We start from the raw sequence: 14,492 nt of genomic DNA, 5'->3' as shown, positions 1-14,492 counted from the left end.
CCGTTGCGTTGATGTGGCGCCGATTGTGCCCCCCACTCAGCGGGGCGCCTTGGCGGCAATGCGCTTGGCGGTGATCGTCAGCACCGCCTCGTCCCAGCTGGCACCGTTGTCGAGCGAGCGGTCCTGCTGCATGCGAAAGCGCTCCGGCGTGATCTCGTAGAAGCGGCTGCGCGTCAGCATCGGTTTGCCCTCGTTCGTGCTGCCGGTGCCGTTGAGGCGCATCTCGCCGTTCTGCCACTGCGCGCTGGCGGCGCTGAAGCGGGCGCGATAGACGTCGAGGCTGTTGATCAGCCAGCGCTGGGTCTTGCCGTCGTAGATGCGCTGTGCATGGCTCAGGGAGACCGGGTTGCCGGAGCCATCGAACACGCGCAGCTCGTCGTCAATGCCGTAGCCGTCGAAGGCACGCCAGGCTTTCCAGCTGCCCTGCAAACGCGGCGTGCCATGGATCATCGCCGCCAGGCCATTGACCTTGGGGCTCAGCTCGACCTCCCACTGCCCGATCAGGAAGTCGAACTGGGCGGCTTCCTTAGGCGCCGCGGTGGCGGGCAGGCCCTGCTGTGCCTGCGTGAGGGGTGGGGCCGCCAGAAGCAGGACCAGGGCCAACAAATTGATTGCGCGTTTCATGGCGACTCCAGGCTGAAGATGCGATGACTTCAGCATGCCGCCACTGGCGCGGCCCGTGGCCCGGCTTTCGCCGAACTGCCGATTGAGGCCGGTGAACGGTCGCCCGCACTGTGGCCTTGCGCCCTAAAGTTCCAACCATCGAAGCACCGCAGGAAAACACCCGTGACAACCCCCGTCATTCGATTGCATAGCGTCAGCAAGTCCTACCCCGGCGCCGGCGGCCAGTTCAGGGCGCTCAGCGACGTCAGCTTCGAGATCGCACGCGGTGAGTTCGTCGCCATCGTCGGCCAGTCGGGCAGCGGCAAGTCCACGCTGCTGAATCTGCTCGCCGGCATCGACCGGCCCGACAGCGGCGAGGTCATCGTCGCCGGCCAGGCCCTGCACAGCCTGTCGGAGCGCGCACTGTCGGCCTGGCGCGGGCGCGGCATCGGCATCGTGTTCCAGTTCTTCCAGCTGCTGCCTACCCTGACCGCGGCCGAGAACGTGATGCTGCCGATGGACCTATGCAGGCATGGCCCCGCGGCCGAGCGCCGTGGCCGCGCGCTGCGCCTGCTGGAGCGCCTGGGTGTGGCCGACCAGGCCGACAAGTTCCCGACCGCGCTGTCCGGGGGCCAGCAGCAGCGCGTGGCCGTGGCCCGCGCGCTGGCCAACGACCCGCCCATACTGCTGGCCGACGAGCCGACCGGCAACCTCGACTCGCGCAATGCCGAGGCCCTGCTGCAGGTGCTGGCCGAGCTGGTGCGCGACGAGGGCCTGACCGTGGTCATGGTCACCCATGAGCGCCATGCGATGCAGCGCGCGATGCGCAGCATTCAGCTGGTCGATGGCCGTGTGGTCACCGCACCCGCCGAGGCCCTGCTCCATGCTTGATACGCGTTACCTGAAACTGCTGCGCGATCTCGGCCAGCATCGCGCCCGCAGCCTGCTGGTCGTCGCGGCGGTTGCCATTGGCCTGACCGGCGCCGGGGCGATTCTCAACACGTGGGCCCTGACGCAACGCGCCACCGAGCTGGGCTACCGCAGCAGCCTGCCGGCCTCGGCCACGCTGAGCGTGGACCGGGTCGATGCGGCCCTGCTGCAGCAGCTGCGGGCCATGCCCGAGCTGGCCGCCGTGCGCGCCCGGCTGGCCGTGCGCGCCGCGGTGCAGAGCGGCGGCGGCTGGCGCAATGCCATGCTCTATGCAGTCGATGACTTCGCCGACCCCGGCTTGGGCCGTCTGCACCCGGACAGCGGCAGCTGGCCGCCGCGCGACGGCGAGTGGCTGATCGAGCGCTCGTCGTTGGAGTTCTCCGGCGCCAGCGTCGGCGAGCCGGCGCTGCTGAAGCTGGGCCAGGGCGAAGCCCAGCCGCTGGCGCTGGGCGGCGTGGTGCGCGACGTCAGCCTGGCCCCGGGCTGGATGGAACATCTGGTCTATGGCTACGCGACGCCGGCAACGCTGGCCCGCCTGGGTGCGCCGGCGGCCTTCAACGAGCTGCAGTTCCGCGTCCGCGATGCCGCGCCGGACCGGGCCGCCGTGCGCCGCATCGCCGCCGCGGTCAAGACGGTGATCGAACGCAGCGGCGCGCGCGTGACGGCCGTCGACGTGCCCGAGCCGGGCCAGCACATCCATGCCGCGCAAATGGACTCGCTGCTGATGACGCAGGGCGCCTTCGGCCTGCTGGCCCTGCTGGTCTGCGCCTTCCTGGTCGTCAATCTGATCAACGCCATGCTGGCCGGCCAGTCACGCGAGATCGGCATCCTCAAGGTGCTGGGCGCCGGGCCGCGGCAGATCATGGCGCTGTACCTGAGCCAGGCGCTGCTGCTCGGTGTGGCGGCATCGCTGATCGCGCTGCCGGCGGCCATCGCCATCGGCCGCCAGTACGCCGGCTTCAAGGCCGATCTACTGAATTTCCCCATCGCCGGCCACGCCATTCCCTGGTGGGCAATCGCGCTGCAACTGCCGGTGGGCTGCCTGCTGCCGGTGGCGGCCGCGGCGCTGCCGGTGCGGCGCGCCTGCCGCATCTCGGTCGGCGCGGCGCTGCGCGACATCGGCATCGTCACCAGCGGCCAGGCGCTGGCCACGACCCGACGCTGGCCGGTCGGCGGCCTGAGCCGGCCGCTGCTGATGGCCATAGGCAATGCCTTCCGGCGCCGCCAGCGCATGGTGCTGACGCTGCTGGCCCTGGCGGTCGGGGGCGCGGTCTATCTGGGCGCGGCCAATCTGCGCGGCGCGGTCAGCGCCTCGGTCGACCTGCTCTATGCCGACCAGCGCCATGACGTCTCGCTGCGCCTGGCCGAGCCGCAGCCGGCTGCGGCGCTCGAGGCCGCGGCGCTGGCTGTTGATGGCATAGCTGCCGCCGAGGCCTGGCGCGGCCAGCGGGCTACGCGGGTGCAGGCCGACGGGCTGGATGACGGCTTCGCCGTGCTGGGCCTGCCGCCCGCGTCAGTGATGCTGCGGCCCCGCCTGCTGGCGGGACGTTGGCTGACCGAGAACGACCGCATGGGCCTGGTCGTGAACGGCGCCTGGCTCAAGCAACATCGCGAGCTCGCGGTGGGAGCTGAGCTGGCATTGACGATGGACGGGCGCAGGCAGACCTGGCGCATCGTCGGCAGTGTCGATGCCGGTCTGCAGCCCCTGGCCTATGCCGCGCGGGCCGCGGTCGGTGGCGAGGCGCTCGCGACCAGCCTGGTGGTGCGCACGGGTTCGCGCAGCGCCGCCGCCCAGCTCGACGCGATCCAGCGCCTGCGCGCCGCGCTGGCCGAGGCTGGCATGCCGGTGGCGAGCAGCCAGCTGCAGAGCGAGGGCCGGCGCATCGTCGAGGACCATCTGCTGATGGTCGTCGACTTTCTGGGCGCCATGGCCTGGGTGATGATCGTCGTCGGCGGCATGGGTCTGGCCTCGACGATGGGCATGGGCGTGCTGGAGCGCACCCGCGAGATCGGCGTGCTGCGTGCGATCGGTGCCCCCGGCCGCACGATACAGCTGCTGGTGCAGACCGAGGGGTTGGTCATCGTGGTGCTGGCCTGGGCGCTGTCGCTGCCGCTGTCGGCAACCATGAGCCTGCTGCTGGCCGAGGCCTTCGGCCGCATCATGTTCGCGGTGCCGGCGCAGGTGATTCCATCTGCCGCCACCGCGCTGGGCTGGCTGGCGATCATGCTGCTGGTTTCGCTACTGGCCTGCGCCTGGCCGGCACGCAATGCCTCGCGGATATCCGCGGCGCAGGCCCTGAGCTACGAGTGAGGCTGTCGTTTCAAGCGCCCTCGTAGGCCGCCTGCAAGGCCGCGATGTCGATCTTGATCATCTGCAGCATCGCGTCGGCCGCGCGCTTGGCCTTGACCCGGTCGGGTTCGGCCATCATCTCGGCCAGCACCGCCGGGACGATCTGCCAGCTCAGGCCGTAGCGGTCCTTCAGCCAGCCGCAGGCCTCGGTGCTGCCGCCGTCGAGCAGCGCGTTCCAGTAGCGGTCAAGCTCGGCCTGGTCGGCGCAGCTGACCGAGAACGAGATCGCGTGGTTGAACGGGTCCAGTGGGCCCGCCGTCATCGCCGTGAAGGGCTGACCGAACAGCTCGAAATCCACCAGCTTGACCGAGCCCGGTGGGCCGCTGGGCGACTCGCTGGGCATGCTGGTGACGCGGACGATGCGTGAGTTCGGGAATATCGATACGTAGAACGCCGCGGCGGCCTCGGCCTCGGTGGCGTACCAGAGAAAGGGGGTGATCTTGAGTTGCATCTTCGTCTCCTGCTGGTCGAGGTCAGACGCTCATCATCATCTCGAAGCCGCCGTAGATCAGGCGCTTGCCGTCGAAAGGCAAGGGGTTCTCCCCCGACTGCATGCGCGGATCGGCCATGACCTTTTCCCAGCCCGCGTCACGCACCTGGCGCGAGGGCCAGGTGATCCACGAGAACACCACCGCCTCGTTGTCCTCGCGCTTGACGGCCATCGTGAAAGAGGTCAGCTTGCCCTCGGGTACATCGTCGCCCCAGCATTCGACTACCGTCAGGGCGCCATGCTCCTTGAACAGCGGCGCCATCAGCGCGGCATGCGCGCGGTAGGCCTCCTTGTTGGCGGTCGGTACGGCGGCCACGAATCCATCGACATAGCTCATTGCGGTCTCCTTTGAACGGGTTGCACAGCGCGGCAAACAGCATGCCTGCGGACACACGACGAACGAGGCAGGACGAAATCGACAGCCCGCCGGAAAGAATCAATCCGGCTTGATCTTGGCCCGCGCGATCACCGGCTTCCAGCGTTGCTGCTCCTGCTCGATGAAGCGGGCGAACTCAGCTGCGGTGCTGCCGACGACGATGGCTGCCTCGCTCTCCAGCAGCTTCACCGCCGAGGGCTCCTTGATCGCACGGGCGGTGGCCAGGGCCAGCTTGTCGGCATGGGCCTGAGGCAGCGAGGCAGGCGCGAGCAGGCCGTACCACTGGGTCATCTCGAAGCCCGGGAAACCCTGCTCGGCCACCGTGGGCACATCGGGCAGCTGGGCCAGGCGCTGCGTGGTGCCGGTGGCGATGCAGCGCAGCTTGCCGGTCTTGATGAACTGCATCACCGCCGGGGCGCCGACGGCGGCGGCGTCGAGACGCCCGCCCATCAGATCGGTCAGCTGCGGGCCGGTGCCGCGGTAGGGCACATGCAGCACGAAGATGCCGCTTTCCATCTTCAGGTACTCGAAGGCCAGGTGACCGGCGCTGCCATTGCCGGCCGAGCCGTAGTTCAGCTGGCCGGGCTTGGACTTGGCCAGCGCGATGAACTCCTTCAGATTCTTCACCGGCAGGTCGGGACGCACGACATAGAGGCTTGGCACCTTGGACAGCAGCGAGATCGGCCGGAAGGCCTTGGCGTCATAGGGCAGCTTGTCGAAGATGAAGGGGTTGACGGCCAGGGTGCCGATATGGCCCAGGATCACCGTGTGCTGGTCCTCCGCGCGGGCCACCTCGCCCATCGCCACATTGCCGGCCGCGCCGGGCTTGTTGTCCACGAACACGCTCTGGCCCAGCAGCTTGCCCAGCTCCGCCGCGGTGGCACGGGCCACGATCTCGGAGCTGCCGCCCGGTGCGAAGGGCACGACGAAGCGCACCGACTTGCTGGGCCAGGCAGCCTGGGCACGGGCCACGGCCGGGAGCAGGGCCGCCGCGGTGGCGGCGCTGGCCAGGCTGAGGGCATCGCGGCGTGTCAGATGAAGGTGCTTCATGATGATTGTTTCCTGAGGATGGGAGGGCCCGGCCAGTATGGCCGAAGGGGGCGTGACGAGGTCAACCGTACAGTTGCAGCGGGTTGCGGAGCCGCACGGCATCGGCCTGCGCTCCCGACAGCACCGCGCGCACCGGCTGCCAGGTGGTCGCATAGGGCAGATCGATGGCGGGGTCCAGGCTGGTGTGAGGCCAGTCCGAGCCCCAGACCATGGCGCCGCCGAACAGCCTGGCAACGCGCTGCAGCGGCGCGTGCATCGTGTCAAAGGGGGCGCTGCTGTTCAGCCGGTACCAGCCCGACAGCTTGACCCAGGCGCCACCGCCCGCCAGGGCAGCGAGCGCGCCCCAGGCCGGGTCGTCCGCTGCAGTGCCGGCCTCGATGCCGGCGAGATGGTCGAGCACAAACACCAGGCCGGTCTCGCGCTGCAGCGGCAGCAGCGCCGGCAGATCGCTGCGGCGCACATACCACTGCGCATGCCAGCCGCGCTCGCGCAGCTTTGGTGCCAGCCGGCGCAACACATCGGCCGGGGGCTGCGACGAGCCGACCGGCGATACCTGGTTGAAGCGGATACCGCGCACGCCGGCGGCATGCAGCACATCCAGCTCGGCATCGCTCACCTCGGCCGCGACCACGGCCACGCCTCGGTGGCGACCGGCGCCGGCCTGCAGCGCCCGCAGCAGCAGCGCGTTGTCGCGACCATAGACGCTGGGCTGCACCAGCACCAGGCGGCTCACGTCCTCGGCTGTCGCACGGGCCTCGATCTCGGCCAGGGTCCGCGTCGCAGGCCGGTAGTGACCGGCCAGCACCGGTGCCGCCGCATCAAAGATATGGACGTGGCAGTCCCAGCCGCCGGGTGAAGTGCTCACTGCACGCTCAATCGCGGTTGATGCCCTGCTGCCGGACCACCTTGGCCCACAGCGCCTGCTGCTGCTTCAGGAAGACTGAGGCCTGGGTCTCGTCGCCGGCAAAGATGTCGCCGCCCAGCGTACGCACCCGGCCCACCACCTCGGCATCGTCTTTCACCTTGCGCAGGGCCGCCACCAGGCTGGCCTTGACCGCCGGGGCCAGGCCGGCCGGTGCGAGCACCGGGTTCCACTCAAGCACCTCATGGCCCTTGACGCCCAGCTCGTCCATCGTCGGCACCTCGGGCAGCACCCGGGTGCGCAGCCTGGCCGTGACCGCCAGCGCGCGCAGCTTGCCGGCCTGGATATGGCCCATGGACGAGGCCACGTTGGCAAAGAACAGCGGCACCTGGCCGCCCATCACGTCGGTCAGCGCCGGGCCGCCGCCGCGATAGGGCACGTGGTTCAGCTGCACCTTGGCCAACTCCTCGAACAGCGCACCGGCCAGGTGCTGGGCCGAGCCATTGCCCGATGAGGCATAGGCAATCTGGCGGGGCTTGGCGCGCGCCAGGCGGATCACATCGGCCACGGTCCTGGCCTCGAAGCTCGGTGTGCAGACCAGCACATTGGCGAATTGCGCAATCACGCCCAGCGGTTCGAAGGCGGTGGCGGTGTCGTAGGGCAGCCTGGCAAACAGCGCCGGATTGACGGCGAACGAGGAGGCATCGACCAGCAGGGTCGTGCCATCGGGCGCAGCGCGGGCCACCTGGCCGGCGGCGATCGTGCCGCTGGCGCCGGGCCGGTTCTCGACGATCACCGGCTGGCCCAGGGCCTCGGCGAGCTTGGGCGCTATCAGCCGGGCGATCAGGTCGGCCCCGCCGCCGGGCGGATAGGAGACCACCAGCGTGATCGTCTTGCCGCCGGCAATGGCAGCCGACGCATCGGCGGCGTACCAGGGCAGCAGCGCCGACCCCAGCGCCGCGCCCACGAGGCGCCGGCGGGTCGGCGATGAACAGAGTTTTGTGTTCAAGATCGTCCCTTTCAGGTAATGAATACGGTGTACTGGAAGGCATTCGCATCACCCCGCGTGGTGCGGCATTCGACGCAACGCCCGGTCAGGTCGAAGGCCTGCCGTCGCACCACCGCACTGGGGTGGCCCGTCGGCAGCTTCAGTGCCTTTGCATCGGCAGCGTTGAGCTGGCCGAAGCCGATCTCATCGACGGCGCGGTGCACATGCACCCCACAGGCCGCCGCCAGATGCGGATAGAGCAGGTCACCCCAGGCGGACGTATCACCGTCCTGCAAGGCCGAGCAAAGCGGCAGGGGCAGCCAGATCTCCTCGACCAGGCGCGGCACATCGTCGAGCGAGCGCAGGCGGCGCAGGCGCAGCGTCGCATCGCCCGGCCCTACGCCGAGCGCCCGCGCCACGGCTGCCGGCGCGGCCAGCACCTGACGCGAGACGATGCGCGACACCGGCACCTCGCCCGCGCCGTCGCCGAAGCGAAAGAAGCGCAGCATCGGCGCGCCGGTCAGCCCCGAGCAGACAAAGGTGCCGCGGCCATGGATGCGCTTGACCAGACCCTCATCGACCAGCAGGGCCAGGGCCTGACGCATCGTGCCCAGGGCCACGCCATGCTCGGTGGCCAAGGTCTGCTCGGCCGGCAAGGCGCTGCCAGGCGGCCATTCACCAGCCACGATGCGCGCCTTCAACGCGGCGGCCAGCGCGCCATAGCGGCTCTGGCCGGCGGACTGGCTGACCAGCTTCATCGGGGGTGATTCCATATTCATCTAGACCTATAGAGGATTATCTGGAATGTAGGCCACCTGCCATGCACCTGTCAACCATCGGTGCCTGCCCGCTCGGAGGGCAAATCCGCGCAGGATTCACTCATTGGCGGCGCGGCGTTGCGGCCCGCTCCCAGGCAGGGTCGGCGTTTCAACGACAATAGCGCCGCCCGAGATGGTCGGGCATCACTTGAGAAAAGACTCTGGAATGAACAAGACCGAACTGATTGAACACCTGGCCACCAAGCATGCGCTGACCAAGGCCGAAGCCGGCCGCATCCTCGAGACGCTGCTGGACGCAGTCGTCACCACGGTGAAAAAGGGCGGCGCAGTGGCCATCCCTGGCTTTGGTTCGTTCAAGCAGCACGCACGTGCCGCCCGTTCGGGCGTGAACCCCAGCACCGGCGCCAAGATCAAGATCGCTGCCGCCAAGCTGCCCAAGTTCACCCCGGGCGCCACGTTCAAGGCTGCCGTTGATCCCAAGGCTGCAGCACGCAAGGCCGCCAAGGTCGCCGCCGCTCCGGCCAAGGCTGCCAAGCCCGCCGCCAAAGCTGCTGCAAAGCCGGCTGCCAAGGCTGCCGTCAAGAAGGCCAAGAAGTAAGCAGGGCTCAGCCTTGTAGCGAAGTCGGCGTCCGCAAGGACGGCCGGCTTTTTCTTTGTCTGTGGCACAGTGCTCCCCTCACTAAAGGATCAAGCCCCGTGGCAAGCAGAGCAGGTTCAGCACCGACGATTGTGGATGTGGCCGCACAGGCCGGCGTGTCGATCAAGACGGTGTCGCGGGTGCTCAATCAGGAGCCCGGCGTGCAGGAGGCCACGCGCGAGCAGGTGCTCAAGGTGGTGGCGGCGCTGAAGTACCGGCCCAAGCTGTCGGCGCGCAGCCTGGCGGGCGCGCGCTCCTTTCTGATCGGTCTGCTCTACTACGACCCCAGCGCGGCCTTTGTGGCCGGTGTGCAGAAGGGCGCCACCCTGCGCTGCCGCGAGGCTGGCTACCACCTGGTGGTGGAGTCGCTGCACAACGACGCAGCCGATATCGACCAACAGGTCGAGCGCATGGTCTCGGCGCTGCGCCCCGACGGCATGGTGCTGACGCCGCCGCTGTGCGACAACCCCAAGGTGCTGAAGGCCCTGCGTGAAAGCCAGACGCCCTGCGTGCTGATGTCGCCGGGCCGCCAAGTCAAGGGTCAGCCCAGCGTCTGCATGGACGATGTGCATGCGGCCGAGGAGGTGACCAATCTCCTGATAAGCCTCGGCCATGAGCGCATCGCCTTCATCAAGGGCGCGACCGACCAGGCGGCCTCGGCGCGGCGCTACCAGGGCTTTGACAATGCGATGCGCGCCCATGGTCTGGCCGTTGACCCGGAGCTGGTGCACCAGGGCGACTTCACTTTCAAGACCGGCGTCGAGGGCGCGCACCAGTTGCTGAGCCGGCGCGTGCGGCCCACGGCCGTGTTTGCCAGCAATGACGATATGGCGCTGGGTGTGCTGGCCGCGGCGCAGCGCCTGGGCCTGGCTGTGCCGGCCGATCTGTCGATCGCCGGCTTCGACGATTCACCGGCGGCCGGCCTGGTCTGGCCGCCGCTGACCACGGTGCGCCAGCCGGTGGACCAGATGGCACGCACGGCGGTGGAGATGCTGATCGGCGCGAACCGCAGCGATGCCGAGCCGCCGACCGAGGCCAGCCTGCACCGCGTGCTGCCCTACGAGCTGGTGGTACGCGACTCGACCAGCGCGCCGTTTGATCGCCCGGCCCGCGTGGCGGGCAAGGCCAGAAAACGCTAAACCGCCGCGCGTGCGCACATGCGCTCGACCAGTGCGCGATGTGTGGGCAGATCGCCCAGCGCGTGCTCGGACAGTTGCCGAATCATCTGGAACTCCTTGCGCGCATCGTCGATGCGCGGGTAGGCGGCGCGGCTGGCGCTGATATCGCAGCCGAATTCCATGCCGTGCAGAACGTACTGCCAGCTCGACGGCGGGTACATCTCCAGGTCGGTGACGAAGTCCAGCCGGTGCGGCGGCCGGCAGCGCCACATCGCCAGCTTCTCGCGCAGCGAGTCGGGCACCGAGCGCGGATCGGCGTTGTCGCGCCAGAAGTCGGTATCGCTGCGCTGCGTCAGGCAGTAGTGCATCTTGACGAAATCGACAATGCGCTCATAGCGCGCCTTCATCTGGTCGTTGAACTGCCGGGCCGCCGGCGCGATGTTGCCATCGGCCGGGAACAGAAAGCCGACCAGATAGGCCGCCGTTTCGATCAGGCCTATGCCCGATGATTCGAGTGGTTCGAGAAAGCCGCCGCTCAGGCCCACGGCCACGCAGTTCTTCACCCATTGCACCTCGCGGTAGCCGACATTGAGCTTGAGGAGCCGCGGGCTCAGCGTCTCGGCGGCAGGGCCGATATAGCCGCGCAGCACGTCTTCGGCGCGGCCATCGTCGGTGTGGCGACTGGAATAGACGTAGCCCACGCCACGGCGCTGCTGCAGGCCGATGTCCCAGGTCCAGCCGGCCTCGTGGGCAGTCGATATGGTGTACGAGGCTATTGGATGGTTCTGGCTGTCGGGCCCTTCGTAAGGCACCTGCACGGCCACCGCGCGGTCAACGAACAGCTGGTCGTTGATGTTGCGAAACGGCGAGCCCAGTGCAGTGCCTATCAGTGCGGCGCGGAAACCAGTGCAGTCGATGTAGAGGTCGGCGGTCAGCGAGCCATGCTCGCGCGTCACGACCGAGCCAATCGCACCGTCTTCGGCCAGCTCGACCCGCTCCACCGTGCCGATCAGCTGCTGCACGCCCAGCGACTGGCCGTGCTCGCACAGCAGCGCAGCAAAGCGGCCGGCGTCGAAGTGATAGGCGTAGTTGAGGGGGCCGATGAAGTCGGCATCGGTGAAGCGCTTCGGGCCGTGCGAAGCATCGGCAACGCGCTTCTGCAGGGTCGCGGCCTCGGCGAAGGCCGTGTTGCCGCGGGCCGCGCCGAGCAGCCAGTAGGGCAGCAGCTCGGGCCCGCCGGGGCGCTGACTGGGCGCGCTGAAAGGATGGAAGTAGTGGTCATGGCCGGCCGTGCCGGGCGGCCGCACCCAGTGATCGAAACGTATGCCCTGCTTGAAGGTCGCATTGCAGGCACGGATGAAGCAGGCCTCGTCAATGCCTATGGCCGCCAGCGTGCCCTTGATCGACGGGAAGGTGCCCTCGCCGACGCCGATGATGCCGATCTCGCTGGACTCGATCAACGTGATCTTCACGCCCCCAGCGGCCGTGCCCAGGGTCTTGGCCAAGAAGGCGGCAGTCAGCCAGCCCGCCGTGCCGCCACCGACGATCAAGACCTCTTGGATGGGCTTCATGCGTTTCACCTTTTTCGAAACAAACCATAGGGGACACTGCGGCAACTGTAGTGTTGACCGGCCCTGTCGAGTAGGCGAACTAGGGAAAACGACAACGTTGTCATAAATCCATGAGATTCCAATTGACAACGTTGTCATCGGCTGATTACCATCCGCCCCGGATCATGAGAAATGTCGCCGCAAGCCGGCGAACAAAGACCGACAACAGGTCAACCGCTGGGTGCCATGCACCCATCCACAACAGGAGACAACATGACGACTCGCTCACCCAAGCCCCGGATGTTTCTGGGCACGCCCGTCCAGCTGGCCGTGATCACGCTGTTGGCCGGCGCCGGCTCGGTCTGCGCGCAGACGGCCCCTGCTGAGGGCACGGCGGCCGATCCCACCAAGCTGCCCGTGGTCACCGTGACGGCCACCAAGAAGACGACCTCGCTGCAGAAGACTCCGGTGGCCATCACCGCCGTCAGCGCATCGGCACTGGAAGACGTGCACGCCCAGACCCTGCTCGATGTCTTCAACCTCGTGCCCAGCCTGCAGGGCACGGGCCAGGGCGACCATGGCATCGTCAGCATCACCTTGCGCGGCATCGGCAACGACAGCGCCAAGACCGAGTACGCAGACCCCGAGGTCGCGCTGTTCGTCGATGGCGTGTTCTCGCCGCGGCCCGAGGGCGCCTCGACCCTGCTGTTCGACCTCGATGGCCTGGAGGTGCTGCGCGGCCCGCAGGGCACGCTGTGGGGTCGCAACTCGACCGTAGGCACGATCAATCTGAAGACCGCCAAGCCGGTGCTGAAGAGCCAATCGGGCTACTTCGAGGGCGGCGTCGGCAGCTACAACCGCCTGGGCGCGCGGGGCGCCGTCAATGTGCCGATCAACGACACGCTGGCGATGCGCTTTGCCTTTGTCCACGAACAGCATGACGGCTATGTGGACTATCAGCGCTCGCCCCAGCTCTCGCTTGCCAGCCAGCAGACGGCCTATGCGGCCGCCAACGGCGGCAGCCTGACAGGCTTCCAGGCGCTGAACCCGAATCTGTTCGTGCAGGGCGGGCCGAAGTACAACGCGCAGAACCAGAGCGCGGCACGCGTCAGCTTCCTGTTCAAGCCATCGAACGAGCTGCGCTGGGACCTGTCGTTCGAGCAGTTCCGCGACCGTGGCACGCCCTCGATGAGCCTGATGCAGACGCCGCGCGCCGGCGAGAAGTTCTGGTCTGCCTTGATCGACACCGCGCCTTCGCTGTCGCGTGACGCCACCGCCGTGCGCAGCCGCGTCGAGTACGACTTCAACGGCATGAGCCTGGCCTATGTGGCGGGCATAGGCCGCTTCAAGGGCTCGGGCACCTATGACCAGGATCTGGGTGTGCAGATCCCGACCAGCTTCACCACCGGTGCCAATCATCAGGAAGACAACACGGTCTGGTCCAAGTACAACAACTACAGCCATGAGCTGACCCTGCAGTCCACCGGCAAGAAGAACCTCGACTGGATGCTGGGCGTCTATTACGCGGCCGAGGACAACGGCATACGCTTCGACATCCCGATCATGAACGGCACGCAGCAGGGCACCGTGGGCTGGCAGGGCTCCTTCATCCAGCCCAAGGAGACGGTGGACTCCAAGGCCGTGTTCGGCCAGATCACCTTCAATGTGACCGATGCGCTGCACCTCACCGGCGGCCTGCGTTACACCCATGACGACCGCAAGAACATCGGCGGCCGCGGCTGGTTCTGGACCTATGACGCGACCGTGCCGCAAGTGCCGCTGAACGCCGGACTGGACCCCACCCAGCCGGGCAATGGCTACAGCGCCGGCAATATCAACGACGCCCACTACACCGGCAGCAAGACCACCTATCTGCTGCGCGCCAACTACGACCTCAGCAAGGACATGATGGTCTACGGCAGCATCTCCACCGGCTACAAATCGGGCGGCTCGGGCGACGGTGGTCTGCACTACGGCCCCGAGACCCTGACCAACTACGAAGCGGGTCTGAAGAGCACGCTGATGGACGGCCGGATGACCTTCAATCTGAGCGCGTACCACATGAACTTCAAGGATTTCCAGTTCAGCGCGCCGGTGATCGTCAATGGCAACCGGCAGTTCGCCTACAGCAATGCCGAGGGCGCCAAGGTCTCGGGCCTGGAGGCCGAGCTGGCCGCCCGGGTCGGCAACGACGGCAAGCTGGGGCTGACCCTGTCCTACACAAAAACCAAGCTCGGGGAACTCGTCGCCGCATCGAACGACTATCAGCTGCCGGCCTGCTTCGACCCGGCGCTGGGCGGCAACTGCCTGAGGGTAACCGGCAACGAGCTGCCGCACGCGCCCAAGTTCGCGCTGCAGCTGCAGTACGAGCACACCTTCAACCTCAGCGACGGCAACACGCTGGCGCCGCGCATCAGCTACCACTACCAGACGGCGAACTGGCTGTCGGTCTTCAACCTGGGCGACGGTGACCGACAGAAGGCCTACTCGACCGCCGACGTGGGCCTGCGCTACAGCGCCAAGAAGAACTGGTACGTCGATGCCTTCATTCGCAATCTGTCGGACGCCAGGGTGAAGACCAGTGCCGGCAGCGCGGGCTCGTTCGCCAACCCGATCTGGACGGCGCAGTACATCGCACCGCGCACCTTTGCGATCAATGCGGGCTACAACTTCTAAGTCGAGAAGGGATTGTGCGTATGCCCGGGCCTTGGCCCGGCCTTCAAACCCCTCCGTTGAGGCTCTAATCCGAGGGAACCTCA

The 14,492-nt window shown here is 67.8% G+C and carries 13 protein-coding genes; 5 read left to right on the top strand and 8 right to left on the bottom strand.

Annotated features, from left to right (window positions below):
• Positions 1–36: 36 nt before the first annotated feature.
• A complete protein-coding gene (locus tag DES47_RS08105; RefSeq protein WP_133700175.1) occupies positions 37–624 on the bottom strand; it encodes a hypothetical protein in 588 nt (195 codons plus the stop codon).
• A gap of 162 nt (positions 625–786) precedes the next feature.
• Between DES47_RS08105 and DES47_RS08100 the strand changes: the two genes are divergently transcribed.
• Positions 787–1,494, top strand: coding sequence for an ABC transporter ATP-binding protein (locus DES47_RS08100; protein WP_133700174.1), 708 nt, complete (start codon positions 787–789; stop codon positions 1,492–1,494).
• Entirely contained in the window at positions 1,487–3,844 is a 2,358-nt protein-coding gene (locus tag DES47_RS08095; protein WP_166651907.1) for an FtsX-like permease family protein, read from the top strand. Before DES47_RS08100 ends, DES47_RS08095 begins: the two co-directional genes overlap by 8 nt.
• Before the next feature lie 10 nt (positions 3,845–3,854).
• Here DES47_RS08095 and DES47_RS08090 read toward each other — a convergent pair whose 3' ends face one another.
• From DES47_RS08090 to DES47_RS08065, 6 genes are all read right to left on the bottom strand, one after another.
• Positions 3,855–4,334: a VOC family protein gene (locus DES47_RS08090; protein WP_133700172.1), complete on the bottom strand. Its 480-nt coding sequence runs from the start codon at positions 4,332–4,334 to the stop codon at positions 3,855–3,857.
• Positions 4,335–4,356: 22 nt separating this feature from the next.
• On the bottom strand, positions 4,357–4,710 hold the full coding sequence (locus DES47_RS08085; protein WP_133700171.1) for a DUF1428 domain-containing protein: 354 nt from the start codon (positions 4,708–4,710) through the stop codon (positions 4,357–4,359).
• Between the two features lie 99 nt (positions 4,711–4,809).
• Positions 4,810–5,799, bottom strand: coding sequence for a Bug family tripartite tricarboxylate transporter substrate binding protein (locus tag DES47_RS08080; protein WP_133700170.1), 990 nt, complete (start codon positions 5,797–5,799; stop codon positions 4,810–4,812).
• A 61-nt stretch (positions 5,800–5,860) separates the two neighbouring features.
• A complete protein-coding gene (locus DES47_RS08075; RefSeq protein ID WP_243748212.1) occupies positions 5,861–6,664 on the bottom strand; it encodes an amidohydrolase family protein in 804 nt (267 codons plus the stop codon).
• A 7-nt stretch (positions 6,665–6,671) separates the two neighbouring features.
• Positions 6,672–7,670, bottom strand: coding sequence for a tripartite tricarboxylate transporter substrate binding protein (locus DES47_RS08070; RefSeq protein WP_243748211.1), 999 nt, complete (start codon positions 7,668–7,670; stop codon positions 6,672–6,674).
• An 11-nt stretch (positions 7,671–7,681) separates the two neighbouring features.
• Positions 7,682–8,407 carry a GntR family transcriptional regulator gene (locus DES47_RS08065; protein WP_243748210.1) on the bottom strand — a complete coding sequence of 242 codons (726 nt, stop codon included), beginning with the start codon at positions 8,405–8,407 and terminating at the stop codon, positions 7,682–7,684.
• 226 nt (positions 8,408–8,633) lie between these two features.
• Between DES47_RS08065 and DES47_RS08060 the strand changes: the two genes are divergently transcribed.
• Both DES47_RS08060 and DES47_RS08055 read left to right on the top strand, forming a co-directional pair.
• Entirely contained in the window at positions 8,634–9,026 is a 393-nt protein-coding gene (locus DES47_RS08060; RefSeq protein ID WP_133700166.1) for an HU family DNA-binding protein, read from the top strand.
• A gap of 98 nt (positions 9,027–9,124) precedes the next feature.
• The gene (locus DES47_RS08055) at positions 9,125–10,204 is read left to right on the top strand and encodes a LacI family DNA-binding transcriptional regulator (protein WP_133700165.1); all 1,080 of its coding nucleotides are present in this window, start codon (positions 9,125–9,127) and stop codon (positions 10,202–10,204) included.
• On the opposite strand, the gene DES47_RS08050 is transcribed toward DES47_RS08055, so the two are convergent.
• Positions 10,201–11,754, bottom strand: a complete 1,554-nt coding sequence (locus tag DES47_RS08050) for a tryptophan halogenase family protein (RefSeq protein WP_133700164.1) — start codon at positions 11,752–11,754, stop codon at positions 10,201–10,203. The genes DES47_RS08055 and DES47_RS08050 overlap by 4 nt on opposite strands.
• A gap of 252 nt (positions 11,755–12,006) precedes the next feature.
• Here DES47_RS08050 and DES47_RS08045 point away from each other — a divergent pair, with 252 nt between their 5' ends.
• Positions 12,007–14,409 carry a TonB-dependent receptor gene (locus tag DES47_RS08045; RefSeq protein ID WP_133700163.1) on the top strand — a complete coding sequence of 801 codons (2,403 nt, stop codon included), beginning with the start codon at positions 12,007–12,009 and terminating at the stop codon, positions 14,407–14,409.
• Positions 14,410–14,492: the final 83 nt, after the last annotated feature.

Source organism: Roseateles toxinivorans (assembly GCF_004362525.1).
Taxonomy (GTDB): Bacteria; Pseudomonadota; Gammaproteobacteria; order Burkholderiales; family Burkholderiaceae_C; genus Paucibacter; species Paucibacter toxinivorans.
The sequence above is the reverse complement of the archived record's forward strand: the minus strand, read 5'-3'. Positions and strand labels throughout refer to the sequence as shown.

Coding starts and splice junctions, on each gene's coding strand:
- DES47_RS08105 (WP_133700175.1), bottom strand. CDS start 624: ATGAAACGCGCAATCAATTTGTTGGCCCTGGTCCTGCTTCTGGCGGCC.
- DES47_RS08095 (WP_166651907.1), top strand. CDS start 1,487: ATGCTTGATACGCGTTACCTGAAACTGCTGCGCGATCTCGGCCAGCAT.
- DES47_RS08090 (WP_133700172.1), bottom strand. CDS start 4,334: ATGCAACTCAAGATCACCCCCTTTCTCTGGTACGCCACCGAGGCCGAG.
- DES47_RS08085 (WP_133700171.1), bottom strand. CDS start 4,710: ATGAGCTATGTCGATGGATTCGTGGCCGCCGTACCGACCGCCAACAAG.
- DES47_RS08080 (WP_133700170.1), bottom strand. CDS start 5,799: ATGAAGCACCTTCATCTGACACGCCGCGATGCCCTCAGCCTGGCCAGC.
- DES47_RS08065 (WP_243748210.1), bottom strand. CDS start 8,407: ATGAAGCTGGTCAGCCAGTCCGCCGGCCAGAGCCGCTATGGCGCGCTG.
- DES47_RS08060 (WP_133700166.1), top strand. CDS start 8,634: ATGAACAAGACCGAACTGATTGAACACCTGGCCACCAAGCATGCGCTG.
- DES47_RS08050 (WP_133700164.1), bottom strand. CDS start 11,754: ATGAAGCCCATCCAAGAGGTCTTGATCGTCGGTGGCGGCACGGCGGGC.
- DES47_RS08045 (WP_133700163.1), top strand. CDS start 12,007: ATGACGACTCGCTCACCCAAGCCCCGGATGTTTCTGGGCACGCCCGTC.